Annotated in this window: 29 protein-coding genes; 16 read left to right on the plus strand and 13 right to left on the minus strand. The window is 41.5% G+C overall.

The genetic code is table 11. From position 1 onward, the window contains the following. Window positions 1-27: 27 nt before the first annotated feature. Window positions 28-516, plus strand: coding sequence for a redoxin domain-containing protein (locus tag KTO63_RS23975; RefSeq protein WP_217794515.1), 489 nt, complete (start codon window positions 28-30; stop codon window positions 514-516). On the opposite strand, the gene KTO63_RS23980 is transcribed toward KTO63_RS23975, so the two are convergent. From KTO63_RS23980 to KTO63_RS23990, 3 genes are all read right to left on the minus strand, one after another. Beyond that, window positions 513-950, minus strand: a complete 438-nt coding sequence (locus tag KTO63_RS23980) for a hypothetical protein (RefSeq protein WP_217794516.1) — start codon at window positions 948-950, stop codon at window positions 513-515. The two genes, KTO63_RS23975 and KTO63_RS23980, sit on opposite strands and share 4 nt — an antisense overlap. 73 nt (window positions 951-1023) lie before the next feature. Further along, window positions 1024-1869, minus strand: a complete 846-nt coding sequence (locus tag KTO63_RS23985) for a class I SAM-dependent methyltransferase (RefSeq protein ID WP_217794517.1) — start codon at window positions 1867-1869, stop codon at window positions 1024-1026. Between the two features lie 140 nt (window positions 1870-2009). Further along, window positions 2010-2300 carry a hypothetical protein gene (locus tag KTO63_RS23990; protein WP_217794518.1) on the minus strand — a complete coding sequence of 97 codons (291 nt, stop codon included), beginning with the start codon at window positions 2298-2300 and terminating at the stop codon, window positions 2010-2012. Between the two features lie 215 nt (window positions 2301-2515). Here KTO63_RS23990 and KTO63_RS23995 point away from each other — a divergent pair, with 215 nt between their 5' ends. Further along, complete coding sequence (locus KTO63_RS23995) at window positions 2516-2719, plus strand: hypothetical protein (RefSeq protein ID WP_217794519.1); 204 nt, start codon at window positions 2516-2518, stop codon at window positions 2717-2719. 174 nt (window positions 2720-2893) lie between these two features. Here KTO63_RS23995 and KTO63_RS24000 read toward each other — a convergent pair whose 3' ends face one another. After that, on the minus strand, window positions 2894-3061 hold the full coding sequence (locus tag KTO63_RS24000; RefSeq protein ID WP_217794520.1) for a hypothetical protein: 168 nt from the start codon (window positions 3059-3061) through the stop codon (window positions 2894-2896). Further along, window positions 3051-3620, minus strand: a complete 570-nt coding sequence (locus KTO63_RS24005) for a DUF6934 family protein (protein WP_217794521.1) — start codon at window positions 3618-3620, stop codon at window positions 3051-3053. Before KTO63_RS24005 ends, KTO63_RS24000 begins: the two co-directional genes overlap by 11 nt. A 313-nt stretch (window positions 3621-3933) precedes the next feature. On the opposite strand from KTO63_RS24005, the gene KTO63_RS24010 reads away from it, so the two are divergent. After that, the gene (locus KTO63_RS24010; protein WP_217794522.1) at window positions 3934-4368 is read left to right on the plus strand and encodes an OmpA family protein; all 435 of its coding nucleotides are present in this window, start codon (window positions 3934-3936) and stop codon (window positions 4366-4368) included. A 12-nt stretch (window positions 4369-4380) separates the two neighbouring features. Beyond that, window positions 4381-4947 (plus strand): hypothetical protein, encoded by a 567-nt coding sequence (locus KTO63_RS24015; protein ID WP_217794523.1) that lies wholly within the window; start codon window positions 4381-4383, stop codon window positions 4945-4947. A 157-nt stretch (window positions 4948-5104) separates the two neighbouring features. Here the strand turns inward: KTO63_RS24015 and KTO63_RS24020 are convergent, their stop codons facing one another. Continuing rightward, entirely contained in the window at window positions 5105-5644 is a 540-nt protein-coding gene (locus KTO63_RS24020) for an REP-associated tyrosine transposase (RefSeq protein WP_217794524.1), read from the minus strand. 83 nt (window positions 5645-5727) lie between these two features. Here KTO63_RS24020 and KTO63_RS24025 point away from each other — a divergent pair, with 83 nt between their 5' ends. Both KTO63_RS24025 and KTO63_RS24030 read left to right on the plus strand, forming a co-directional pair. After that, complete coding sequence (locus KTO63_RS24025; protein WP_217794525.1) at window positions 5728-6078, plus strand: hypothetical protein; 351 nt, start codon at window positions 5728-5730, stop codon at window positions 6076-6078. Between the two features lie 232 nt (window positions 6079-6310). Beyond that, the gene (locus tag KTO63_RS24030; RefSeq protein ID WP_217794526.1) at window positions 6311-6742 is read left to right on the plus strand and encodes a helix-turn-helix domain-containing protein; all 432 of its coding nucleotides are present in this window, start codon (window positions 6311-6313) and stop codon (window positions 6740-6742) included. 18 nt (window positions 6743-6760) lie between these two features. Here the strand turns inward: KTO63_RS24030 and KTO63_RS24035 are convergent, their stop codons facing one another. From KTO63_RS24035 to KTO63_RS24055, 5 genes are all read right to left on the minus strand, one after another. Beyond that, entirely contained in the window at window positions 6761-7666 is a 906-nt protein-coding gene (locus KTO63_RS24035) for a DUF4231 domain-containing protein (RefSeq protein ID WP_217794527.1), read from the minus strand. A gap of 11 nt (window positions 7667-7677) precedes the next feature. Then, window positions 7678-8265, minus strand: coding sequence for a TIR domain-containing protein (locus KTO63_RS24040; RefSeq protein WP_217794528.1), 588 nt, complete (start codon window positions 8263-8265; stop codon window positions 7678-7680). Between the two features lie 28 nt (window positions 8266-8293). Continuing rightward, window positions 8294-9118, minus strand: coding sequence for a toll/interleukin-1 receptor domain-containing protein (locus KTO63_RS24045; protein WP_217794529.1), 825 nt, complete (start codon window positions 9116-9118; stop codon window positions 8294-8296). A gap of 235 nt (window positions 9119-9353) precedes the next feature. Next, entirely contained in the window at window positions 9354-10991 is a 1638-nt protein-coding gene (groL, locus tag KTO63_RS24050) for a chaperonin GroEL (RefSeq protein WP_217794530.1), read from the minus strand. Between the two features lie 163 nt (window positions 10992-11154). Further along, window positions 11155-11436 (minus strand): co-chaperone GroES, encoded by a 282-nt coding sequence (locus tag KTO63_RS24055; protein WP_217794531.1) that lies wholly within the window; start codon window positions 11434-11436, stop codon window positions 11155-11157. Window positions 11437-11853: 417 nt separating this feature from the next. Between KTO63_RS24055 and nusB the strand changes: the two genes are divergently transcribed. The 8 genes from nusB to KTO63_RS24095 all read left to right on the plus strand — a co-directional run bounded on the left by nusB (window position 11854) and on the right by KTO63_RS24095 (window position 20114). Then, window positions 11854-12777, plus strand: coding sequence for a transcription antitermination factor NusB (nusB, locus tag KTO63_RS24060; protein WP_217794532.1), 924 nt, complete (start codon window positions 11854-11856; stop codon window positions 12775-12777). 38 nt (window positions 12778-12815) lie between these two features. Next, a complete protein-coding gene (locus tag KTO63_RS24065; RefSeq protein WP_217794533.1) occupies window positions 12816-13259 on the plus strand; it encodes a DUF1573 domain-containing protein in 444 nt (147 codons plus the stop codon). Window positions 13260-13386: 127 nt separating this feature from the next. Next, window positions 13387-13710: a preprotein translocase subunit YajC gene (gene yajC / locus KTO63_RS24070; protein WP_217794534.1), complete on the plus strand. Its 324-nt coding sequence runs from the start codon at window positions 13387-13389 to the stop codon at window positions 13708-13710. A 161-nt stretch (window positions 13711-13871) separates the two neighbouring features. Continuing rightward, window positions 13872-14459, plus strand: coding sequence for a dephospho-CoA kinase (gene coaE, locus KTO63_RS24075; RefSeq protein WP_217794535.1), 588 nt, complete (start codon window positions 13872-13874; stop codon window positions 14457-14459). Window positions 14460-14898: 439 nt separating this feature from the next. Next, the gene (locus KTO63_RS24080; RefSeq protein WP_232373318.1) at window positions 14899-17331 is read left to right on the plus strand and encodes a TonB-dependent receptor; all 2433 of its coding nucleotides are present in this window, start codon (window positions 14899-14901) and stop codon (window positions 17329-17331) included. Between the two features lie 109 nt (window positions 17332-17440). Continuing rightward, window positions 17441-18595: a PepSY-associated TM helix domain-containing protein gene (locus tag KTO63_RS24085; RefSeq protein WP_217794536.1), complete on the plus strand. Its 1155-nt coding sequence runs from the start codon at window positions 17441-17443 to the stop codon at window positions 18593-18595. Between the two features lie 167 nt (window positions 18596-18762). After that, a complete protein-coding gene (locus KTO63_RS24090) occupies window positions 18763-19347 on the plus strand; it encodes an AAA family ATPase (RefSeq protein WP_232373319.1) in 585 nt (194 codons plus the stop codon). A 188-nt stretch (window positions 19348-19535) separates the two neighbouring features. Beyond that, window positions 19536-20114 (plus strand): dihydrofolate reductase family protein, encoded by a 579-nt coding sequence (locus KTO63_RS24095; RefSeq protein WP_217794538.1) that lies wholly within the window; start codon window positions 19536-19538, stop codon window positions 20112-20114. A gap of 60 nt (window positions 20115-20174) precedes the next feature. Here the strand turns inward: KTO63_RS24095 and purB are convergent, their stop codons facing one another. Then, window positions 20175-21521 (minus strand): adenylosuccinate lyase, encoded by a 1347-nt coding sequence (gene purB / locus KTO63_RS24100; protein ID WP_217794539.1) that lies wholly within the window; start codon window positions 21519-21521, stop codon window positions 20175-20177. Window positions 21522-21589: 68 nt separating this feature from the next. Between purB and KTO63_RS24105 the strand changes: the two genes are divergently transcribed. Then, window positions 21590-22336 (plus strand): menaquinone biosynthetic enzyme MqnA/MqnD family protein, encoded by a 747-nt coding sequence (locus KTO63_RS24105; RefSeq protein WP_217794540.1) that lies wholly within the window; start codon window positions 21590-21592, stop codon window positions 22334-22336. A 144-nt stretch (window positions 22337-22480) separates the two neighbouring features. Here KTO63_RS24105 and KTO63_RS24110 read toward each other — a convergent pair whose 3' ends face one another. Beyond that, window positions 22481-24133: a M1 family metallopeptidase gene (locus KTO63_RS24110; RefSeq protein ID WP_217794541.1), complete on the minus strand. Its 1653-nt coding sequence runs from the start codon at window positions 24131-24133 to the stop codon at window positions 22481-22483. Between the two features lie 422 nt (window positions 24134-24555). Here KTO63_RS24110 and KTO63_RS24115 point away from each other — a divergent pair, with 422 nt between their 5' ends. Further along, on the plus strand, window positions 24556-26028 hold the full coding sequence (locus tag KTO63_RS24115) for an ABC transporter substrate-binding protein (RefSeq protein WP_232373320.1): 1473 nt from the start codon (window positions 24556-24558) through the stop codon (window positions 26026-26028). Window positions 26029-26037: the final 9 nt, after the last annotated feature.

Consider the following 26037-nt stretch of genomic DNA (forward strand, 5'->3'; position numbering starts at 1 on the left):
TTTCAGTATTTTGTAAATTGACTTACTATGAAAAAAACAGCCATTGTTATCTTGATGCTTTGCATTTTTGATGCCGCTTTTGCTCAAAAGATAAAAAAAATACGTATTACGCAGTTGGCCGACTATATCCAGCAGTCGAAAGGGCCACTGATTGTGACCTTTTGGGCCACATTCTGTACCCCTTGCTGTAAGGAAATACCTTACTTTCAAACCCAGGCGGCAAAGGATACCGTGGAATTACTACTCGTGAGCCTCGATTTGCCCGATTATTATCCCACTAAACTTGACAATTTCGCTACCAAACAAAAGTTTACTGCGCCTATCGCATGGCTAAACGAAACCAATGCGGATGTTTTTTGCCCGCTTATCGATAAAAAATGGAGCGGCGCCATACCCGCCAGTTTGTTTGTGAACAACGCAACCGGCTATCGCAAGTTTGTGGAAGGCCAGGTGACGGAAGGCAAATTGAAGTTGGTGATAGGAGACATGAAGAAGGAGAAGGTGATTAAGAATTAAGAAATAGGATTTTCGTTTGGCTTCTTTGCAGTTCTAAAAAAATAAATCAAAAAAAGAGTTTGTGCTGCAATAAAGACGCCCCATGCGTAGGGTATCAAGGTGATGCGCCCCGCGATTGCGGGTAGTAAACTTTCGTCGGATCTCCGCATGTCAAGCCATATCGTTGGAAAGCATATGTAAACAACTGTTGTGGCTGTCAGTACAAAATGAACCATGTACAGCGTTTTGTTGATCCGGTCATTGATTCTTGAAAGCACCAAATAGCCGATAGCGCCAAGCAGTAAAAGTGTTGCAATGATAATTGTTATAAGCAAGTGGATGGGATAAATAGTTAAATGCCAGCCGGGAACTACTGACGTAGGGAAACTAAAAGGAAAATGAATTATACAGATCATCAATGCAAAGGCAGAGATGGTAAGGATGGATTTGATCATGTTGTTTAGTGTTAGGTTTGTGCAGGCATAATACGGATTTTTGCAAATTCGAAGAATCTCAATTTTTTTGGGCTCATGTTGTCGCCACCAAAAATACCTCTCCACTTGCGGGCAAAAGATCGTCTGTTCTGTCTGCAAAATAAAGTTGCTTCATATCTTTTGTTGAAATGGTCCTTGCTTCTTTAAAGCCTGCTTCTTTAGCCATTTCCAATACTTCATCCGGCGCGAAAAAGCTCACAAACGGAGTTCCTGCAGCGCGTGCGCCTTTCTCTGCCATCTCCTGCATCGGTTTGTCTTCTTCGTCGAGTAATTCTATTGGCAGATAAAATGTCATCGCAAGAGTGGAACCATGTGCAAGGGTTGCGATCTGTTGTAAAGTTGAAGTTATCGCATCTTTTGTGAGATACAATGTAACACCCGTGCAGGCAATAACTGCCGGTTTATTTTTGTCAAAATCGGCCTTTAATAACTCCACCCACCAGGAAGATTTTTCAAAATTCACCGGCACAAAATGTAAAGAGGAGGGAATGCCAAAATCAAGTTCTGCCAATCGCATTTGTTTCCATGCCAAAGTATCGGGCTGATCGATTTCGTATATCTGCAAGTGAGCAGCGACGTCGGGTCTTCGTTGCGCAAAAGTGTCCAGTCCTGCGCCTAAAATCACATATTGATCAACACCCAGTTTGCTTTGCTCCATGATCAGGTCTTCGATAAATCTTGCACGGGCCACAATAGAGGCGCGAAGGCGTTTGGTAAACTTCATATCTGGGCGTTCCTGCCAGCCCCCGGGAGGAGCTACCAGTTGCAATCCTAGTTCATCGTTTATGATGTGTGGCTTTGCGTCCGCTTGTACGTGCAATGCCCGCCATAAAGCTGTTCTGACTGCTGTATTATCCGGTTGTAGTGTTGTTTGTTCCATAGTTGAAGCGCCTCTCTAAAATTAAGGGAATCTTTGTACCGGAATTTACAAAGTGTAATGAGATATAGTAGGAACAGGGGCAAAAATTTAAAAGATGTCACCATTGACACCTTTTAAATTTTTGAGCCAGTGGATATAATTTATCGATAAACTACTTTACAAATGCTATTCGCGTTATAATCCGCAACATACAAAACGTCGTTGCTATTGACAGCAACGCTGGATAGAGAGAACCATTTGTTATCGGGTATGGATAACTTCCAGGAACCTGTTGAGTTGATCACTAAAGAATCTCTGCCGCCGTTGGCCGCAAGGTTAAGTTCGGTGACATTTGATTTCAGTTCGAACTCAATACCATTGTCTTTTTTCGTGCAGGAAAATATCAGGATGGACACTAAAAGTACGGCGACAAGAAGCTTTCTTTGCATCATAGGATTTTCACGCTAAGGTTTAATATATAGGCATTTCATTCAGGGTAAACCGAAATGCGCTGCAAATGGCAGGAATTTTGTCAAATGATAAAGAAATTCTGTGGCCGATTTTTCGTGCAGAATGGTCGTGTTGCGCGGGCCCGGCCAGCCTTATCCAGTAGGAATTATTTTGAATCCGGGCACAATTTTATTATCTTCTATACAAACTTACGGCAATGAAAAACTATCAATTCGCAGCCTGGTTTGTAACCTTATACTTGTTGGTATTCACCATACTTACACAAGCGCAAAATACGCCCGTCAATTTGCTGATAATTATGTTTTTACTGGCCCCATTTTTTGTGATATGGATGGTGGTAATGGTTTTAAAATATGCAGTTTATAAAGGGAAGGAATTGGCTGAAGATGAAATTCTGTAGAGACAAAATGGTCAGGTGGAGGCTACGAAGGTTTTTGTCCATGGGGTTGTGGTAAAAAAGAAAGAGTATTTTTAAACTTAGGATTGATCAAAAATAGCAATCAAACCGAAATCGCACAAACAGTTTATTTAAATGCAGCAATAAAAAAAGTGTCATTTTTGACACCTTTAAATTTTATGAGAACAAGTTTGGTTCAAGCTTGGCATGCTTTAAAAACTTTCGAGCCTCTTCAACTTGCCTTGGAAATAAAACCTTGTTTTCCAGGCGCTCTGCAACTAAAGATATAAGCGCTATTTTTTCCTCTTTTGTTAATGCTTTTGATTTTGTTTCTCTAGTTTTCATGATATGAAAGTACATTTTTGTTTTGGAATAAAAATACCGAATCATATTTTTTATATGGCTGATAATACTCAACTGCCATTAGTTGATCATCTTTTTTAGTAGCTCCAATAAAGTGGTAATCCTTGCTTAGATTTTCATAGTTTTTGTCAAGATAGTTTTGATATATCTTAATTCTTCTGTTGTGATTTTTGCAATCCTCTTTACATTTTTTTCTACAAACTCGTTTACAATGTCGTATAAAGTCGGTGCGGCTGTCACTTCCTTGTACCATTAAAATATGATCATTGTAATTGCTGAAGAAAATAGGGATTGTGCTCAATACTGTATTAAATACCTTGTAAGCATCTCCATTATTGGTACTTGCGGAATCTGCGATAGTGTTGTTTGCGAAGTTATAATCGCCAAAACCGAGGTTGTAAATTTTCTTTCCGTCTACTTCTTCAACTAAATTGTATTGAACAACCTTCAGTACGTTCTGATCTCCTTCGCTTATGAAAAAGAATTTGTGTCCATCTTCTGAATGCCTTTCTTGTAATTCGTAGGCGCTATCTAAACTCATATGTTTCCCGAACTTAAATTTCGTTTTTAAATCAGGTATGAGTATTTGGCAATGTTACAAAGTGGTGGTATTGCGGTTATGTATATACGTTATACTTGTATGACGCAATTTAGGATTTTTTTTTGGGATATTGAATAAGCGATGCTGTTGGTTTGGGGTGCAGACTTGCGCAAGACTCTCCAAGGGTTGCTGCATATTTGTGCCAACGAATGGGACTATTATTCAATAAGCGGCCGCACGCTTGCACGTTTGGGTATTATTTAATAACTTACCAGTGGCAACTATTCCCCCCAGAACCTTAATCTATTCGCAAATGAAACGGATAATTTACGTGTTTGCGTTGTTAGTGTTTGTTACTTTCTCAAGTCAATTATTCGCTCAGGTGGATATTAAACCCTCAAGCAACGATTTTCCCGCCTTGCTTTTTGCCCAGAACAAAATCTCACTTAGCCCGGAGTGTAAACGTCTGCTGACTGATATTGCTACAAAACTTAGAAATAACCCCGAGTGGTCAGCCAAGGTTATTGGATATGGCGATGATAGTAAGATCCGTCAGCAAATAAGCTGGGATCGGGTGAATGCTGTTATCAACTATTTGATCGAGAAAGAAGGAATTTCTGGTAACCGGCTCATTTTTGTTTATGGCGAACATGGACCGTCTGGAACCGTTGATGTTCAAATAACCAACGAAGAAGGGCCCCACGATGTGCCGGCACCTCATCCCAACTTAAGAAAAACCAATCATTAAAAGCGAACTTTTATGGAAGCGGACAACAGTGAGGACCTTAGCAAACAGCAACGGACGAAATCGAGGATTGACTATACATCTGAAATAACTAAAATTCTTCAGGGACTGGCTATTGTGGTAGGCATTGCTGCAAGTATTTTCGAGTACAGTAAATGGAAATCAGAACAGCGCGAGCAAGTACAGGCAGACATTCAAAGGCAGAAGGAACAGGAGCGCGTGAGGGTTGAGCAGACTGCCAGGGAGTTTCAAAAGTTCTTTTATCAAAAACAATTTGATTTTTATTCCGAAGCCATTGAAGCTACGTCCGTGATGGCTACAGAGCAACGAAACAGCGCGGTTTTTGCAGATGCAAGGAAGAAGTTTTACAGATTGTATTGGGGGAGAATGACCATTGTTGAAGATAAAAATGTAGAGCAAAAGATGATGGGGATTGACCGCATACTTCGTGAAAATGAGAGTGACAATGAGGAGTTTTCCCTGAAATTAAAAGACGCGTCATATAATCTAGCGCACGCAGCAAGACAATATATCATAAACGTTTGGGTTGATTCTACCGACAGAAAAAACTACAACAACTAGCGCTGCAACGGCGCTCATGAGCGCCGAATTTGAAAATTTGAAGATATGCTAATTTGAAAATTCATTCCGTGTAACACTCCGGGCAACTACATTCATCTTGCATGTCGATCAATTCAGAATCAATAACCAAACCCGCACCCAAAGAATTTTCAAATTTTCAAATTAGCATTATCTCCAACAAGCCCTTTCGGCCATGATAGTCTCCCGCACTGCTATACTTCCAGTCTATTTCGTTCGAAACAAAGCCCGCTTTCACAGGGTTTTGGTGCAGGTAGCGCAACTTTTGATTTGCGATAAATGGAGAGAACAATTCCATGGGATGACTTTCTGGTTGCCACAACTGAAATTTTAAACCCAGTTTACTGCCTGCCCGCGTCATCAGCCACAGCATCCACTCTCTTCTGCTTTCTCTCTTGTTGGCTTCAAGGGCGATATGCAATTTCTCTGATGTGTGCCGTTTCAAATCCCGCATGATATTGCTTAAAGGATTGCCTCTGCTGCCCACGATCATGTGCACATGATTCGTCATGATGACCCACGCAAATACGTTAAGGTCCTTGTTTTGCTGGCAGTATCGAACGGCATCGAGGAAGATGTCTTTGTATACATTCCTGGTAAACAGATCGATCCAATTAACGACAGTAAATGTTACGAAGTAGGGCTTTTCGTTGTCCAGGAATTTGTACTTTTTACTCATGTGGCTTTGAACTTAATGGTAGATTTTTAAGTTGGCCACAGGTTGCTAATGCGGATTAGTAACTGCGAATATAGGTATAGGTTATGATATGCGTGCAGGGGCTGGCATGGCTGGCAGGTTGGGAGTGCGGGCACAGATACGCGGTGCTGCAATGGTTGAGAGTACTGGCGCAGATACGCCCGGCTGCAACGGCTATGCTGCATATCTGCGCCACCAGTGTGTATGTGCAGCAGCGTGTAGAAGACGTTTGTTGTTTTGTATTTCCTACCATGCCAACACTTGCAGCGTGTTTTCAAAACATCTTGCATCTCGCACCTATTGGCGCAGATATGCCGCCCGGCCCTGCAGCGCCGCGTATCTGTGCCAAAGCCCCCTCACACACAAAACCCGCCTCGCTAACTTACCCACTGCCGCACCTGACGAACCGAATTTGAAAATTTGAAAATATGCTAATTTGAAAATTCATTCCGTGTAACACGTTACGCAACTGCATTCATCCTTGCATGTCGAGCAATTCAGAACCAATAACCAAACCCGCACCCAAAGAATTTTCAAATTTTCAAATCCTCAAATTTTCAAATTGTTCGCTAACTTACCGACTACCGCACCTAAACAATTCTTAATTCTTAATTCCTAATTCTTAATTGTTTTTCTAACTTCGTTTCTATGGCACAACACAACTCCATGCATAAAATACACGAGGGCCGCAACATTAAACGTTTTCGCGAAATGAGGGGCTGGAAACAGGAAGGCCTTGCCGGTGAACTCGGCGAAGAATTGACCCAGCGTAAAATTTCCTTATTGGAGCAAAAAGAAACCGTGGACCCGGAGATTCTGCAATTGGTATCAGACGCCTTAAAAGTTCCTGTTGATGTATTGTTGAATTTCGATGAGGAACAAGCTGTAAATATTATCTCAAATAGTTTTGATCACGGTGCATTTCTTAATGCAGGAGCCAATCCGGTTTTCAATGTGAATCCTGTTGAAAAATGGTTGGAAGCATTGGAAGAAATTAAACGACTTAATGAAGCGTTGTTAAAAGAAAAAGATAGTAAGATTGAATTGTTGGAGAAGGTGATAGGCCAACTGGGAAAATGAGTGGGCGAAATACCCTATCTATTTTCTTCTCTGTGCCAGCCAAAGAGTGTGTTCTCTAGAAATAGCATTTTCTGAATCCAATACGAACTTAGAAAATTCTTGCTCTGATGAAATATCGTCAGCCAAAGAAGCTATGATGTTTAATTCTTGTGAAGCGGTAGTGTAAGCCTGTTTTAATTCTTGATGTCGTTTCAGTTGTAACCAACTAAGGAACGCGGCAGAGACTGTAGTAAAGAAGCCGACAAAATTCCAATTAGAGTCAGGATTTGATATTAAGAAAACGACACTTGCAAGAGACAATCCTTGTGTTGCAATTATTAAAAAGAACCAGAGGTTGTATTTCTTCAAATTGAAAGACGCCTTTTGAGAATACCATAATTTTTGATCTTCAATTCGATTTCGAATGTAATACTTTATTCGATCATTTAAACTTAGACTTCTTATGTCTAACATCAGTTGAGTAATAACTGCATTATTTATTAAGTCCGCGCTCATGGCCTTATTTAATTCAGTAAACTCTTTTCCCAAATCATCAATTCTGTTAGTGAATCGTTGTTTTGCGGTTGCGAGCGGTACTGTGTTCTCAAACAGTTCAGAGCAAGTCATAAATCTCCAAGATAAAGTTTTGCAAGATTCTGCTAAGGCTCTTCCTTGATACCAAAAGTCCTCAAATTTTTTTGTTAATAGAATAATAGTAAGCAGCATGCTAATAAGAAGAGAAATTCCTGAGATGGTGTAAAGTAGACGTTTGGAGTATGCGCATTGATAGTTGTAAATTGCTAAAGCTGAGGCAAAGATTGTCAAAGCCAAAACTGTTGCTACAACAGTGACATAACTTTTTTGTGCATTTTTTGACGCCTTGTCAGATGCTATGTATAAACCAGTAAAATCTTGTTCCGATATCGGTCGTATTGTACTTGCCATTATTAATTATATTAAGGCCTTACTTTTGTATAATTTGCAATTTCACTTTCTCTTTTTGCAAAAGCATTTTCAATATAAAGGGTAGGGTTTGCTTGAAAGTTTTCCCAACTTGTTAACACGCAGTATCTGTCATCTTCTGCCCATGAACACTTGTTTTGTTTTGGGACGTAGTAGTTGTAACTAAACTCTCTGATAACTGTTGAGTCGTTTATCCCAACGTAATTATGAGCGAGCCCGCATGAGTTGCAGACATATTGGTTCCCGTAGATCGTAGTGGTCATTTCTGGTAAGACAATGCCTAAAATGCCATTTTGTGTGTTACCTGGTCCATGATATAAGGATGCTTGAAGTTCCCGTTTTATAAAGCGTTGTTCTTGCTGCCCTCGATTTTCTGCTCCATATTTTCCAATTAGGTGAATAGTGACTGTTGAATCAGACAAGTATTCACCGCGAATGACCCTCATGATGTAGTCTTCATCAAATGAATTTATTGGCTGATTTAGTGATTTGTCGATCATGTCAATGTGCATCTGTGTTTGAATGTAGTTTTTATAACTAGTATCTTCTGTTTTAAATGAGATGTAGCACTTTCTTGCCATTGGGGTTAAATTTAGTTCGGGAAATATCTTATTGGATGAAGTTATCATTGTCATCTGTGTCAGAACTTTCAGTCTTTTTGTCTGCTTCATCTTTTGGGTTAGTGTCTTTCTCCCTGTTTTCTTTATCAGATTCCAAAAGATTGAGAAGAATATCGTATTCCAAGTTCCTTACGTAGGAGGAGTTAAAATATTTGGGGAGAATATGATTTATATGAGAGATATTTGCCGCTCCACGCTTATTGTTGTCTAACAAATAATAGTAAATAAAATTTTTAGTCAAATCATCAGCAGTATTTGTCGAACGAACGGCTTGGAGGATTTCTTCCAATATATCTCTATCTGTTCGCTGGCTTTTTGAATTTGAGGGCAATTTTTTTTGAATAATTTCAAGCTTAGATTCCAGCCGAGGCCAAAATATTTCAAAGACCTCATCCAAGTCTTTTTCAGGAAGGTTTTTTTCTCCGCTTATTAGTATTTTGCTATTTATCGAATGCATGAGTTTTTTGACGTCATCTTTCAAGAAACTCGTGTGCTGAAATTGCCCAAGCGGAGGTTTGATGTCTGCTGATGTAACATCAAGCAAAAAAGTACATACAAAGGCATCAGTTGTTTTAGAAAGAGCGCCTGCTTCAAAAAGCAGCCATTCAGATGAAAGGTTTTCTTTGTTTAAACAGATTATTCCAACTTTAGTTTGTTCAAGCTCCTTATTAACTTTGTCGTTCCATCGTGTTCCTTTTTCAATGTCAGTAGAAATCCAGGTTTCCGCTGATTGAATTACCTGTCTAATCCATGAACTTAAAACCTCAGCTGTTTCTTTGCTTCTTTGTCCGGACCAGCTAATAAATACTTTCATAATTGGGGTTGTTGAAAATTCTAATACTGTTAATTAATTGTGCGGTCTGAGTTTGCTAAAAGCAAAATAATTCAAATAATGACTATCAGCAAATTACAAACGTATTATTTTGGTTGTTGTAATAAGTGCAGTTGGCTCATTCTTCCCCCACTCAACGTCCATCCCACAGCGCGCTATCCACAAAAAAAGCCGAACCCTTTCGGATTCGGCCATATGAAAATCATCTTTGTAAATCTTAGTAACCCATGTCACCCATACCGCCTGGCATAGCAGGACCAGCTGGAGCTTTAGGTTCTGGTTTGTCAGCCACTACACATTCTGTAGTCAGCAACATACCGGCGATAGAAGCAGCGTTTTCCAATGCTACGCGGCTTACTTTAGTTGGGTCGATAACACCCGCTTTAAACATGTATTCGTAAGTCTCAGTGCGAGCGTTGAAACCGTAGTCAGCTTCACCTTCTTTAATCGCCTGTACCACGATAGAACCTTCGATACCGCTGTTAGAAACGATCTGGCGAAGAGGCTCTTCAATAGCACGTTTAACGATGTTTACACCAGTTGCTTCGTCTGCGTTGGTAATACCTTTCAGTTTTTCCAAACTTGCGATAGCACGGATGTAAGCAACACCACCACCTGGCACAATACCTTCTTCAACAGCGGCACGTGTAGCGTGTAAAGCGTCGTCTACGCGGTCTTTCTTTTCTTTCATTTCAACCTCAGTTGCAGCACCTACGTACAATACAGCAACACCACCACTCAATTTAGCCAAACGCTCTTGCAGTTTTTCTTTATCGTAGTCAGATGTTGTGTTTTCGATTTGCGCCTTAATTTGGTTGATGCGGGAAGTGATATCCGCTTTTTTACCTTTACCACCTACGATAACAGTGTTGTCTTTATCGATAGTGATAGAAGAAGCCTGGCCCAAATAAGTAAGGTCAGCATTCTCCAGTTTAAAGCCTTGCTCTTCGCTTACTACAGTACCTGCAGTAAGGATAGCGATATCGTTCAGCATTTCTTTTCTTCTGTCGCCAAAGCCTGGAGCTTTAACAGCAGCCACTTTAATGGTACCACGCAATTTGTTTACCACCAATGTAGCCAAAGCTTCACCTTCAAGATCTTCAGAGATGATCACTAAGGGACGGCCGCTTTGTGCAACTTTCTCAAGGATGTGAAGGATGTCTTTCATTGCAGCGATCTTCTTATCGTAAATAAGAATGTATGGGTTCTGCAATTCAGCTTCCATTTTTTCGCTGTTGGTAACGAAGTAAGGAGAGATGTAACCACGGTCAAATTGCATACCTTCTACAACATCTACAGTTGTGTCAGTACCTTTTGCTTCTTCTACAGTGATAACGCCTTCTTTACCTACTTTCTGCATAGCCATAGCGATCAGTTTACCAATTTCGCTATCGTTGTTAGCAGAAATAGTAGCTACCTGCTCGATCATTTTGTTGTTGTTGCCAACATCTTTTTTCTGGCTAACGAGGTTTTCAACTACGGCTTTAACCGCTTTGTCGATACCGCGTTTCAGGTCCATTGGGTTTGCACCCGCAGCTACCATTTTCAGACCTTCGCTGATGATGGATTGTGCAAGAACAGTAGCAGTAGTAGTACCGTCACCTGCAATATCAGCAGTTTTAGATGCTACTTCTTTCACCATCTGAGCACCCATGTTTTCAATTGGGTCTTCCAGTTCAATTTCTTTTGCAACCGTTACACCATCTTTAGTAATAGCTGGTGCACCGAATTTTTTCTCGATCACAACGTTGCGACCTTTTGGTCCAAGAGTTACTTTAACTGCGTTGGCCAAAGTGTCAACGCCTTTCTTCATTTTATTTCTAGCTTCGATATCGAAATAGATTTGCTTAGCCATATTCTTAATTTGAAAATTTGAAAATTTGGGAATTTGAAAATTGAGTTCGCGCTAATTTGACATTTGTTACAATTTGAGAAAGCCTGAGTGAAACAATTGAACGATGCACCTAAAGCATTTTCAAATTTTCAAATCAGCACATCTTCAAATTTTTGGTCATCGTTTAAACGATGGCCAAAATGTCACTCTCTCTCATAATCAGGTAGTCATTACCTTCCACGCTCAGTTCTGTACCTGCGTATTTGCCATACAAAACGGTATCGCCCACTTTTACAGTTACAGGCTCGTCTTTTTTACCAGGACCCGCAGCCACTACGGTTCCGCGTTGTGGTTTTTCTTTCGCTGTGTCAGGAATGATGATGCCGCCGGCAGTTTTTTCTTCAGCAGGAGCTGGTTTTACAACAACTCTGTCATGCAAAGGAGTAATGCTTAGCTTCTTAGCCATAATATTTGTGTTTTTTATAGATAAACTATTACAAAGGGGCCGTTTAGCCCTGTTTTTTGGTTCGGCACAAAACTAAACGAATTACGTGCCAATAGGTTCAAAATGTTGGAAAAAAGAAGAGTTGGCAGTCTTGGAGGTGGAATATGCGTTGGGGAATGTGAAATTTTGGCACATGCTTTAATTTGAAAATTTGAAGATTTGAAAATTTGAAAATGCTGAAGGTCGACCTTTCGTTATATTAACGTGTCATTCATGCTGTTCAATTGTTTAATTTTTGAATGCCGATGGTTGCACTTAATAGTGAGAATTCGACTTTCTGAATTTTCAAATTAGCATATTTTCAAATTTTCAAATTGCCGCGTCTCGAATTTTCAAATTATGCGCTACCTTCGCGGCTTCAATAAGTTCTTACAGCATATGATCAGTAGAAGAAATATCCGGGTAAAAGTCATGCAGACGCTTTATGTGATAGATACTAAAGATCAGGATCTTAAACCCGGCGAAGCAGCGAGGCTCCTCCAAAAGCAGTTCGATTTAACGAGACAATTATTAGTTTATAACATTCATTTCCTGACAGAGCTTGCGCGATATGCTGAAATTGACGCTCATCAAAAAGCTTCTAAACATTTGCCTTCAGCAGAAGACCTGAATGTAAACACCAAGCTGGCGGGCAACGAAATCATCTGGAAAATTATCGAGGACAGCAGCTACCAAAAGGCACTCAGCGAAGACATGATCGCTGCAATGCTGGATAAAGACATGGTGCGCAAATTCTACCTCGAACTGACCGAAAAACCGGAATACCAACAATATATTCACGCAGAAGGCAGACAAACAAAGTCTGAGAAAGATATACTGCAATTTATTTTTAGCGATTTATTGCTTCCAAATGAAGCCTATACAGATCATTTAGAAGAAATTTTCTCTAACTGGGATGATGATTGTGACATGATCAACATGCTGGTTATGAGTTATATACAAAAACCAGGTTCATTTAATTTCCAGGAAATGCTCACGAAAGACAAATGGCAATATGCCAAAAGTCTGACCGAGACTGTTTTGGACAAAAAAGACGTGACGATGGAACTCATCACGCCAAAATTAAAGAACTGGGACCCTGAGCGTATTGCCACTTTGGACATGATCATGATGCAAATGGGTGTGTGTGAATTATTGTATTTTGAAACCATTCCTGCCAAAGTAACCATCAATGAATACATTGACCTGGCGAAAGAATACAGCACCCCGCAAAGCGGCCAGTTTGTGAACGGTATTCTGGATAATATTCACAAAGACCTGGTGAAGGAAAACAAATTACACAAAGTCAACTTCAAGAAGTAGTCGAAAAATCAAATCCATTACATTTGCAAAAAAACACCATGCGTTACTTGCTAATCATGTCAGTTTGTGCCCTGCTGACGGTTGGTTGTAAGTCGAAAGACCCAAACAAAACAACCGGCGGAATGATACAAAATGGCCCTTTGAAAATGGATTCCTCAATGTTCACTACCATAGAATGGAAGGAACAAGACAAGAAATTTGACAAAATTACAGAAGGTCAAAAACTGGATGTAAGCTTCGCTTTTAAAAATACGGGAGACAAGCCTTTGGTCATTTCACGCGTGCAGCCAAGCTGTGGTTGTACAGTGGCTGATCCTCCGAAAGAGCCAATTGCTCCGGGAGCAGAAGGATTGATCAAAGCCTCTTTTAACAGTGAAGGAAAATCCGGCATGCAACACAAAACCCTTTATGTAACTGCGAATACGAAAGGCACGCAGGAGCATGAGCTGGTTTTTGAAGTAGAAGTGGAGAAGAAAAAATAAAAAGTAAAAATTAAAAAGTCAAAATAGAATCGCTCTGAATCAAGGCCGACAAGTCGACTTTCAACTTTTTTGAATTTTGACTTTTGATTTTTGAATTAATCATAACGTTTCAAAAAATAAAACAAAAATGACAAATCTGACTTTACTACAGGCACCAGCGGGAGGCGGAACGCTTCAATTGGTTTTACTAGGAGGTATGATATTGGTGTTCTGGCTGTTCATGATTCGCCCACAGGCTAAGAAAGCAAAAGATGCAAAAAAATTCCAGGAAGGCATGCAGAAAGGTGACAAGATTGTTACCATTGCAGGTATTCACGGTATTGTAAATAAAGTGAACGAAGATGGTACCATCATTATCGAAACAAGCCCTGGAAGCACTATGAAAATCGAGAAAAGTGCGATCAGCCTTGAGTGGTCCAAACAACAGAACAATCCGACTCCGGCAAAATAAGTGCGCGCAGTTTTACATTATCAACCGGAATTACTTTGAGTGGTTCCGGTTTTTTATTGCCACAGAGGCTCAGAACAACTGAGGATTATTTAATATTCTTAGCTTTATTCCATATCTCTGTATTCTCTGTGCCTCAGTGGCAAATGTCCAAAACATAATCCATGTTAAAAATCGGTATTACTGGTGGAATAGGAAGCGGCAAAAGTACCGTTTCAAAAATCTTCGAAGTGCTTGGTATTCCTGTATTTTATGCAGATGATGCAACAAAAAATATAATGAACGAATCTCCGGTTATCCGCGAAAAACTCACAGAATATTTTGGAGAAGAAGCGTATAGCGGAGATGTGCTGAATAGAAAATTCATTGCCAGCCAGGTATTCAACGATAAGGAAAAACTAGCTTTCCTCAATAGCGTCACGCATCCGGAAGCCATCCGCTACGCCAGTGAGTGGATGCAAAAACAAACCACCCCATACGCCATTAAAGAAGCTGCACTATTTTTCGAAAGCGGTTCTCAGGAAGGAATCGACATCATGATAGGAGTGTATACACCCAAAGCTATGCGCATTCACCGCATCATGCAGCGTGACAATGTGACCCGCGAAGAGGTGCTGAAAAGAATGCAAAACCAAATCAACGAAGAGATTAAAATGCGCTTGTGCGACTACGTGATCATCAACGACGAACAGCATCCGGTGATTGAGCAGGTGTTGGATTTGCACGAGAAGTTTTTGGCCGCCGGCCGGTAGAGACAAGGCATTGCCTTGTCTGTACGCTGCAGCGAAACAAATGTGGTGATATCAAATGAGTTTAACGGGACTTGGACAAGCTCAGCCTGACACTCCGCTTAGAGTGTCAGGCTGAGTTTGTCCAAGCCTTTTTGCATAAACAGAGCGTATTTATCTCACATTTTAATTCAGCACAAATTGAATTTGCTTACCCCATCAAGTAGAATTTGCAATCTTTCTTTTGCAAATGATAAACTGAATTCCAAATCTCAACAGGCTTCAGTTATAATTTAAAGTCATCAAGGGTTCCGCCAATCATTTCGCAACCCACCACCGGCTACCGGCAACTGACTACTGGCCGCAACCTCTCTACTTTTTCCGCATCGCGTAAACCGTTTTTCCCTATTTCGTAGTCCATAAGCCATTGATTTCAAGGAAATTTGCAGCCAAATTCAGAAGAATGACCCCCGTATCAAGAATTATTACAAAACTATCAGCTGTTTGCATGTTGTTTTTTGCGTTCCTTATGACATATGCAAACGGAGACGAAAACGCTGCAACAATCAAAGGAACCGTTACTACGAGTGATAACAAACCCGCCGCTTATGTAACCGTAATTTTAAAGGGAACCAACAAAAGCGCATTCACAGATGAGGATGGCGTTTTCTCATTCTTCAACGTTCGTCCGGGTAACTATGAAATTGAAGTTTCCCTTGTTGGCCACAACACGGTTACCAAACAAGTGAACGTAACAGGTGATAATACCACCACAATAAATATTCAACTGACTGCTTCCAATAAACAATTGCAGGAAGTAATCGTAACGGGAGGTAATAATAAGTACGCCAAAAAAGTGAGTGATTTTGTTTCCAAAATGCCTTTAAAAAGCATGGAAAACTCACAGGTATATACGACTATCAGCAAAAACCTGATTGCAGACCAAATGGTGTTTACAGTGGATGATGCGTTGAAAAATGCACCGGGCATCAACAAAATGTGGATCGCAACGGGAAGAAGCGGCGACGGCGGTAGTTACTACAACTCTCGCGGTTTTGTGTTGCAGAGCCAGTTGAGAAATGGCGTTGCAGGAAATGTTTCCAGCACAATCGACGCTGCCAACATAGAAAGAATCGAGATCATCAAAGGGCCATCTGCCACATTGTTTGGTAGCACCCTCACTTCTTATGGAGGCTTGATCAACCGCGTCACCAAAAAGCCTTACGAGAAAGTGGGTGGTGAAATTTCCTACGCAGGTGGCAGTTACAATTTCAACAGGTTCAGCGTGGATGTAAACACGCCGTTGGATTCTGCGAAAACAGTTTTGCTACGCGTAAATGCAGCTTACAACGCTGAAAAAAGCTTTACTGACAATGGCTTCAGCAAAGGATTTTCCCTGGCGCCAAGTCTTTCCTATAAAGTGAATGATAAATTGTCATTCCTGTTTGATGCAGAATTTTACCAGGGACAAAACACAGGATTGAATGTTTACTTTTTCCCATGGCTAATGCCAATGTCTAAATTAAGCGGCGACAGCCCTGATAAACTGAAAATGGATTACAAGAAATCCTACGCAAATTCCGACTTGTACCAAACTGCCCGCAATGCGAATTTCTTTGCGGAAATGGATTACAAGATGGGCAGCGGATGGCGCTCCCAAACGACATATTCTATCACCAACAGTTTTTCTGACGGTCCTTCTCCTTATTTCTATTTACTGCCGGGCGATTCTATTTCCAGAAATAATCAGTTCACCGATCACAGCACCAACCAGGTAATGGAACTGCAACAAAACTTCATCGGCGATTTTCATATCGGCAATCATAGAAACCGTTTCGTAGGCGGGCTTGATTTCTTCTATCAAAATTCTGACCAGGTGTTTTACAACATGGGTTTTGATACTGTTCCGCTTATTGGGGCCACGCCAAATTACATGGCGTTCAACAAACGAAATGTAGATGCGATGATCGTGAGAGACTGGACAACCATTGATGCGTATAATTATCCGCTGATCTATAAAACAAATACCTACAGCGCTTATATTTCCGACGTATTTAATTTGTTGCCAAACTTAATGTTGTCAGCTGCACTTCGTTTAGATCATTTCGATAACAAAGGAAATTTTAATAAATCTACGGGCACGATCACTCCGGGATCTGCTTACAACCAAACCGCATTGTCGCCTAAATTCGGTATCGTTTACCAACCGATCAAAGACAGGATTTCGATTTTTGCTAATTATCAGAATGGCTTCACCAATAAAACCGGTGTTGATTACGAAGGCAATTCGTTCAAACCTGAACAGGCGAACCAGTTTGAAACCGGTGTAAAGCTGGATATGTTTGGTGGCAAACTCAGCAGTACTTTGAGTTACTACAACATCGAAGTATCAAACATGGTGCGCTCGATGCCAACGCCTAACAATCCGTATGCGCAAATACAAGACGGAACGCAGCGTAGCACAGGTTTCGAGGGAGAAGTGATCACCAACCCGATAAAAGGTTTGAACATTTCATTTGGCCTTTCTTACAATGATTCGAAATATACAAAAGCTGACGCGAGTGTACTTGGCCGCAGACCAGCTACAGCCACTTCGCCATGGGCAAGCAATTTCTGGATCAGCTATAACCTGCAGGTGGAGAAATTAAGAGGACTTGGTGTTGGCTTTGGTGGCAACTATGTGAGTGATTATAAAGTGATCAACGATGCAAATGTTGGCGAATTCACACTGCCTTCTTACACTGTATTAGGTGCTACTTTGTTTTACGAACAAGGCAAATACAGAATAGGCGTGAAACTTGATAACCTAACCAATGAACATTACTGGATCGGTTACTCATCATTCAGTCCGCAGAAGTTGAGAAGCGTGACAGCGAATATTGCGTTTAGATTTTAATAACTGAATAACTGAATAACTGAATTATTGAATAATTGAAGATGTGCGAACAGCCCAATTATTTGATAATTCAGTTATTTAGCCCATTTGACTTCAATAATTCAATGATTTGAAAAAGAAGAACACTTTAAAATATTGGATCGGCAGACTGCACCTTTGGCTGGGGTTATCAACCGGGTTGATTGTTTTTATTGTGAGTGTTACAGGTTGCTTGTACTGCTTTCATGACGAGATTAAAGACGTAACCAGGCCCTACAGGCACGTTGAGCAACGCGACCAGGCGTTTGTAGCGCCTTCGGTTCTTTTTCAAAATGCGAAGCAACGAGTGCCGGCCAACAAGCCTAGCTTTGTGGTGTATGCAGGAAAAAACAGATCTGCGGCGGTATATTCTTCCGGCGAGGGCGGACAATTGTACATTTACTTTGATCCCTACACGGGGCAATATCTTGCCACTGAGAATCTTAGAAATGACTTTTTCATTATTGTAGAATACATTCACTTATATCTCCTGTTACCACCGGTGATAGGCAAACAGATTGTTGGAGTGTCTGTCATCATATTTGTTGTGATGCTGATAACAGGCATAATACTGTGGTGGCCCAAACGCAAGCATGACCGCAAAATGAGCTTTACCATAAAATGGAAAGGCAGATGGCGCCGCGTAAACTATGATATGCACAAAGTGTTTGGGTTCTATGCTTCTGTTATCGCTTTGGTGCTGGCGCTTACCGGCCTTGCCATCGATTATGATTGGATGCACAAAGCCATGTACAATGTGGCAAATGTGGGCCAGAAATACGATAAGAACGAAGACTTGCATCCTGTGATTGATACAAACACCGTGGTGTCAGATGCGCATCCAGCCATGGATATAGCCTTCGTTGAAACGGTGAAAAGATCTGCCCGCGCCGAGATGTTTTTTGTTACAGCCCCCTTTGCTAAAAGCGACCCCATAACAACCGGTGCCTACGCCAAATCTTTAAACTACGATCATCAGGATAATTATTATTTTGACCCCTCATCCGGCAAGCTGCTGAAAAGCTTACCACATAGCGTGAAAAGCTCCGGCATGAAATTCAATGAAATGAATTACGGCCTGCACGTAGGACAATATTTCAATCTGCCCGGCAAAATTGCCGCCTTCCTGGTAAGCCTTATTTGCGCCAGCCTTCCCATTACCGGCTTTATGATCTGGTACGGAAGGAAATACAAAAAGCACCCAAAGTCTGAGGGAATTCCTGTTCAAAAGAAACAGCTTGTATAGATAAGTGACTGAATAACTGATTAACTGAATAACTGAGTGGTTATTGTCGATTTTACATGTTGACGTTCAACCACTCAGTTATTCAGTTAATCAGTTATTCGGTTATTAACTTTCGTTTGCAATTGCCGCCAACTCTTGGTAAATTACATATAACAAAAACGTATTGTATGAGCTTGCCAAATCCATTACAGAAAATAAGTGACTTTGCTTCTCATCTTTTTTCCAACAATCACGACAACACAGGTAAGTTGTTCACGACTCAAAAGCAGTGGCAAAGTCTGGACATTTCTCCACTCGCAAAGGCTGAATTAAACACACTTCAAACGCTGGTTCCTTTAAACAAAATGTGCAACTATATCGCATTGTTTGAGGGCGATGATGCCGCTGATAAGCTAGCCGCTGCTGCATTGATGGCGAAAGAAGAAGGCAGGCAATTGTACAGAATAAACGTATCTGAGGTTGTATCAAAGTATGCCGGCGAAACAGAAAAGAACCTTGACAAGGTTTTCAGCAACGCACAAAACCATGACTGGATATTGTTCTTCGATGAAGCAGATGCATTGTTCGGTAAACGAACAAACGTAAAGGATTCGCATGACAAGTATGCGAATCAGGACGTAAATTATTTAATGCACAAAATAGAAGATTACAAAGGTGTGGTGATTGTTGCTACAAATTCGATGCCTTCGGACGATGACGACCTGAAGAAAATGTCACGCGCTGTAATTACGTTTAAGAGGGCCGAAGCGTAACCCGTAGAGACGCATGATAATGCGTCTCCGCTCCGCAATATCGGAGCGTCTCCGCAATATCGGGGTGTCTCCGCAATATTCTGGTGTTGCCAGATGTAAACCCTGTTTTATTGCAACACCCCTTTGGTGTTACTGAGACGCATTATCATGCGTCTCTACGCAATCATTCAACAACTCAATTATTGTTTATGGGCAAAACCATTGCAACCATCACAATGTCGTTGGACGGCTACATTGCCGGGCCGGATGTTGCTGAAAATAATCCGATGGGCACGAACGGCGAGGCATTGCATAAATGGTTGTTCGAAGGCAGCCAAAAGGAAGACAAAGAGATTATGCAAGACCTTGTCAGTAATAGCGGCGCCGTTATTACCGGTGGCAGGACCTATCAAATCGCTATCGATGGTGCATGGGGCAGCAATTCTCCGTTTGAGGCGCACGCCTTTGTAGTGAGTTCAAAACTGCTAAAAGTCCGGGAAGGATTTACGTTGGTAAATGATGGCATTGAAAGTGCCCTTGCAAAAGCAAAGAAAACAGCGAAAGAAAAAGACGTTTGGATAATGGGCGGAGCAAATGTTATACAGCAATATTTGAACGCCGGCCTGGTCGATGAGTTTCATTTAAGCATTGCGCCAATATTGCTGAACAGTGGAACATCGTTGTTTATTACGAATGAAAACCGGATATCAAATTTTGAAAAGATTCGAGCGGTAAACACAAAACACGCAACCCATTTATTTTTAAAACCAATAATGCATAACGCTTAACGCAAAATGCCCAACGCAGAACCATTGCGTTGGGCATTTTGCGTTAAGCGTTAATAGTTGCTAAAACGCTGCGATCACACCAGTGTAATTATGCGGCGTAATCTTCTTCAATTCTTTCTTCACGTCAGCGCTTACCTTCAGGCCGTCGATGAATTTATGCATCACTTGTTTATTGATCGTTGCATTGCCACGAGTAAGATCTTTCAAAGCCTCGTAAGGTTTTGGATAGTTTTCGCGACGCAAAACAGTTTGAATTGCCTCTGCTACAACCGCCCAATTGTTATCAAGATCTGCAGCAAGCTTTTGTTCATTCAATACCAGTTTGCTCAAACCTTTTTCAATTGATTTGATCGCGATGATCGTATGCGCAAATGGCACACCGATATTTCTCAAAACTGTTGAATCCGTTAAATCGCGCTGTAGGCGGGAGATAGGCAATTTGCCTGCCAGGTGCTCAAACAATGCGTTAGCAATACCAAGGTTGCCTTCTGCATTTTCGAAATCGATCGGGTTTACCTTATGCGGCATTGCGGAAGATCCCACTTCGCCTTTTTTTACTTTTTGTTTGAAGTAATCCATGCTCACATATGTCCAGATATCGCGACAAAAATCGATCAGGATATTATTGATACGTTTGATGGCATCGAAGTGCGCAGCCAGGTTGTCGTAATGTTCGATCTGTGTAGTGAATTGTTGTCTTTGCAAACCAAGTCTGTTTTCCACGAAATCGTTTCCGAGCACCACCCAGTTCTTTTTCACAAAGGCCACGTGATGCGCGTTGAAGTTTCCGGTTGCGCCCCCAAATTTTGCAGAGAAAGGCACATTGATCACCTGTTCCACCTGGTTTTGTATCCTTTCCACAAAAACCATCACCTCTTTACCAAGTCGGGTAGGGCTCGCAGGTTGGCCGTGCGTACGAGCCAGCATCGAAATGTTTTTCCAGCTGTCAGCCAGCACCTTCAATTCGTTGTTAAGGTTTAAAACAGCAGGCAAATATTCAATTTCAATCGCATGTTTCCACGAAAGCGGAATAGAGGTATTGTTCACGTCTTGTGAAGTCAAACCAAAGTGAACCCACTCTTTGAGGCTTTCAACACCCGCTTCGTCCAGCTTTGATTTAATGAAATACTCGACTGCTTTAACATCGTGATTGGTGATCTTCTCCGTTTCCTTGATCACTTGTGCATCTTCGATACTAAAGTTTTCTGCCACCTGGCGCAAAAAGTTCTTTGTTTTTGCATTCAGCGAAAAGAATTTCTTATCTGCCAGGAAAATGAAGTATTCTATTTCCACGATAACGCGGTATTTCATCAAGGCATATTCAGAAAAATATTCATCTAAATGCTGTACCTGTCTTCTATAGCGGCCATCAACAGGCGAAATGGCAGAAAGCGTAGTTAATTCCATGATTTGTTTTAAACAAAAATTCTTGTAATGATTGAGTACTGTACATTTGCGAAATTAAATCAAACAGAGTGGAAAGAAAAATTAGAGTAGGATCTGTTAGCTACCTGAACGCAAAGCCTTTGCTATATGGATTTGAGCAGGGCGCTATGAAAGACCAGATAGAGTTAATTACAGAATTTCCGTCCAAAATCGCCACCATGCTGGTGGAAGACAAAATAGACATAGGCCTTGTGCCAGTGGCCATCATTCCCAGGTTAAAAGAATGGCACATCAATACAAATTACTGCATTGGCTGCGACAGACCGGTAGCGTCAGTGTGCATTTTCAGTGAAGTACCCATTCACGAGATCAAAGAAGTATTGCTGGATTACCAGAGCCGCACTTCGGTTAGGCTTGCCCGCATATTGCTGAAAGAATTCTGGAAAGTGGATCCCATTCTTACCGATGCCAAAGAAGATTTCCGCGAGCACATCTCCGGAACCACTGCCGGCGTAGTGATTGGCGACCGCGCACTTGAGCAACGCAAAACATCAAAATACATTTACGACCTCGGCGAGGCCTGGATCCAAATGACAGGTTTGCCCTTCGTATTTGCCGCCTGGATCAGCAATAAGCAGCTCGATCCCGCCTTCATCGAAGAATTCAACAAGGCCAACGCCCTCGGCCTGGAGCAACTAGACAAGGTAGTTGCTGAGCACCCATACACGATTTTCGACCTAAAAGAATACTATACCGAGCATATCAGCTACGAACTGACGGAACCCAAAAAGCGCGGGCTGGAGTTGTTTTTGGCTAAATTGCCGCAGTATTTATAATTTGAAAATATGCTAATTTGAAAATTTGAAAATGCTTTTGGCGCGGCCTTCATTATTCAATTTAAACACCTTGCTTAGCAAGAATGAATGAATTAATTGCGAAGTAGCACTTATCCATTTTCAAATTTTCAAATCTTCAAATTATCACATTTTCTTGGTGTCCACGTAGAAATTGCGATCCACCACAAACCCCACATCCGCAGGCATTCTCTCAGACTTCCATTCTTCTGTAGGGTAGAGCCATTTCTCCGGCCCCATTTTTACCTTAACAGGCATTGCAAAACCTTTCACGCAATTGCTCCATCTGTATTTTACCAGCCCCGCTTCGAATTTGTATTCTAAAACCGGAATTTGAACAGTGCGCAAATATTGATCAAACACTCTTGAAAAATTCAGGCCTGAGTGATGATTGATGTAAGTTTCAATGTCCTTTGCAGTAACAGTTTGATGGTAGAACGTTTTGTTGAGGCCAACCAAAATATTCCTGAAAGTATCGTCATTGTTGATGATTTGGCGAATCGTGTGCAACATGCTTGCTCCTTTGTAATACATATCGCCACTGCCTTCCTGGTTCACACCGTACACACCGATAATGGGAATATCATTCGCAATTTTTTTACGGCAGCCAATCACGTAGTCATTCGCCGCCTCTTTGCCAAACTGGCATTCGATGTAAAGTGTCTCAGAATAGTTCGTAAAGCTTTCGTGGATCCACATGTCAGCAATGTCCTTGCAACTGATATTGTTGCCAAACCATTCGTGACCGCTTTCATGAATAATGATAAAATCCCACTTCAAACCCCAACCCGTTTCTGAAAGATCTTTACCATAGTAGCCGTTCTGATAATTGTTTCCGTAAGCAACGGCACTTTGGTGCTCCATGCCCAAATGTGGTGATTCCACTAGTTTGTAGCCATCCTCATAAAAAGGATAAGGGCCAAACCATGACTCGAAGCAACGCAACATTGGGGGCACCTGTGTGAATTGTTTTTTCGCTTTATCCAGGTTGTAATCCATCACCCAGTAGTTACAATCCAGTTTGCCTTTAGCGCCATCAAACACTTCGCCAAAATTTACATACTTACCGATGTAAGGAATGATATTGTAATTGTTGATAGGATTTTTAACCTCCCATTTATAGGTCGCGGTATTGTCGTTGTTCTTTACAGTGCTTACCAGGCGGCCGTTTCCAACACCCATCAATGTGTCAGGAACAATAATAGAAAGCGATGCACCGCTATCTGGTTCGTCCCCTAAATATTCCTTGCAAGGCACCCATGCACTCGCGCCAAGTCCTTCGCAGGCAACGGTCATCCATGGCCGGCCTTGTTTGTCTTTTGTAAATATCCAGCCGCCATCCCAGGGTGCTTTCTTTGCAATTCTTGGATTGCCGTGAAAGTAGACCGTCAGATCACGTGGGCCAGGTTTTATTTTATAACGTGCCGCAGAATCCCGGATGTGTACGTGGAAAACATTGTTCTCTCTTTCGTACAGATATTTTTGTCCGTCACCCACAATGCTGTCTATTTCCATTGGTTGTTGGAAATCTATTTGCATCGTATGTCCGCCATTATCGAAATAGGTGATTTTGTTGGAGCCCGTGATTGACCTGTTCGCGTAGTCAGGCTTCACAGTAATGTCATAACGCAGCAGATCCCACCACGTTCTTTCGCTGTTCAGCGAGCCACGCAATGTGTCTGCATGGGTAAACGAAGCGAGCTTGTGCAAAGGCTGTGCAAATGCCGTGCTGCCAACAAAAGAAGCCATTAAGAAAAGTACGGACAGTTTTCCTTTCATGTTTAAATGATTTTGATAAAACGGAACGCAGATTCTCATGATTTTTATGATCGTCATGATTTTTTTAATCGGTTTGATAAAATCAGAAAAAATCATGACGATCATGAAAATCTGCGTGCCAACTAAACAAATACTTCGCTAATTTAGAATCCTTTAGGGTAACGAACGCACCTTTCATGTAAAAACTGCACAATTTGAAATCAGAACGATTAGAAACATCGGAACTTGGAAAAAAACATGGCCACCAGAGGCCCCATTTTCAAATTTTCAAATTTTCAAATTTTCAAATTGGCGCCCTCTTTCTGTGCATGTTAATGTCGGCTTGTCGCACAAACCACAACTCCAACAGAAAAATATTTCATTACAACGAAAGCACAGGCATAGCCTCGCTCGATCCAGCATTCGCAAAAAATCAGTCCATCATGTGGGCAATTCATCAGTTGTACAACACATTGGTGGAAGTGGATAGCGGGCTGAATATAAAGCCGTCATTGGCAAAAGACTGGGATATGAACCCGGACAAAACGGTATTTACATTTCATTTGCGCACCGATGTTTTCTTTCATGACAACGAGGTTTTTCCTGGCGGTAAAGGAAGGAAGTTCGTTGCAAAAGATGTTGAATACAGTTTCAAACGCATCATAGACAAAGCAACGGCCAGCAGCGGCGCGTGGATATTCAACGATAAAATAAAAGACAGCAGCGCCTTTAAAGCGCTTGACGATAGCACGTTTCAACTCACGCTCGTAAAACCATTTAACCCCGTCCTTGGTTTGCTAAGCATGCAGTATTGCTCAATCGTTCCCCATGAAGCAGTTGAAAAATACGGAAAGAATTTTCGCAGTCATCCCTGCGGCACAGGCCCGTTTGAAATGGTGGCCTGGGAAGACGGACAGGCGCTGATCATGAAACGCAATGAGCATTACTTCGAACATGATTCCGCCGGAAAACAATTGCCTTATCTCGATGGCATCAAGGTTTCATTTTACGACAGCAAGGCAACCGAGTTCCTGTTGTTTCGCCAGGGGCAACTGGATTTTGTCAACGACATCGAAGCATCGTTTAAAGATGAAATTCTTACTAAAAAAGGAGAGTTGAAAAATGAATGGAAAGACAAAGTCATCTTATCTAAACATTCCTACCTGAATATTGAGTATCTGGGTATTTTGGTAGATTCTTCCAACGAATTACTGAAGCAGTCACCCCTGCGATTTAAGAAAGTGCGACAGGCAATCAACTACGCATTTGACCGCCGGAAAATGATGCTCTATCTGCGCAATTCCATCGGCACCCCGGCAGAAAGCGGCTTTGTGCCCCAGGGCTTGCCCTCTTTCGATGCAAACGCAGTTAAGGGGTACCATTACGATCTTGAAAAAGCGAGAGCTTTATTGAAGGAAGCCGGTTTTGCGGACGGTCAGAACATGCCCGTGACCAAGCTTTTAACGATACCCATTTACGGAGAATTGGGCAGTTTCGTGGCAAAGCAACTGGAAGATGCAGGGATAAAAGTGCAGGTAGAAGTGGTACAAAAAAGCCTTTTGCTGGAGCAAACTGCCAAATCGGAGGCACTTTTCTTCCGTGGTAGCTGGATCGCCGATTATCCGGATGCAGAAAACTATCTCAGTGTTTTTTATTCGAAAAATCCGGCGCCACCAAACTACACCAGGTATCGCAACCCGGCTTTTGACCAGTTATATGAAAAGGCAATGCAGGAGAACAATGATTCGCTTCGCTACCAGATTTACCGCCAAATGGACCAGATGGTAATGAACGATGCACCCGTAGTTCCCCTGTGGTATGACGAGGTGATCAGGCTCGTTAACAAAAATGTAACAGGATTTTATCCTAACGCATTGAATTTATTAGAACTACGAACTGTTAATTTACACAAATAAGACAAAATC

It is taken from the genome of Pinibacter aurantiacus, assembly GCF_019130065.1.
Classification (GTDB): domain Bacteria; phylum Bacteroidota; class Bacteroidia; order Chitinophagales; family Chitinophagaceae; genus Pinibacter; species Pinibacter aurantiacus.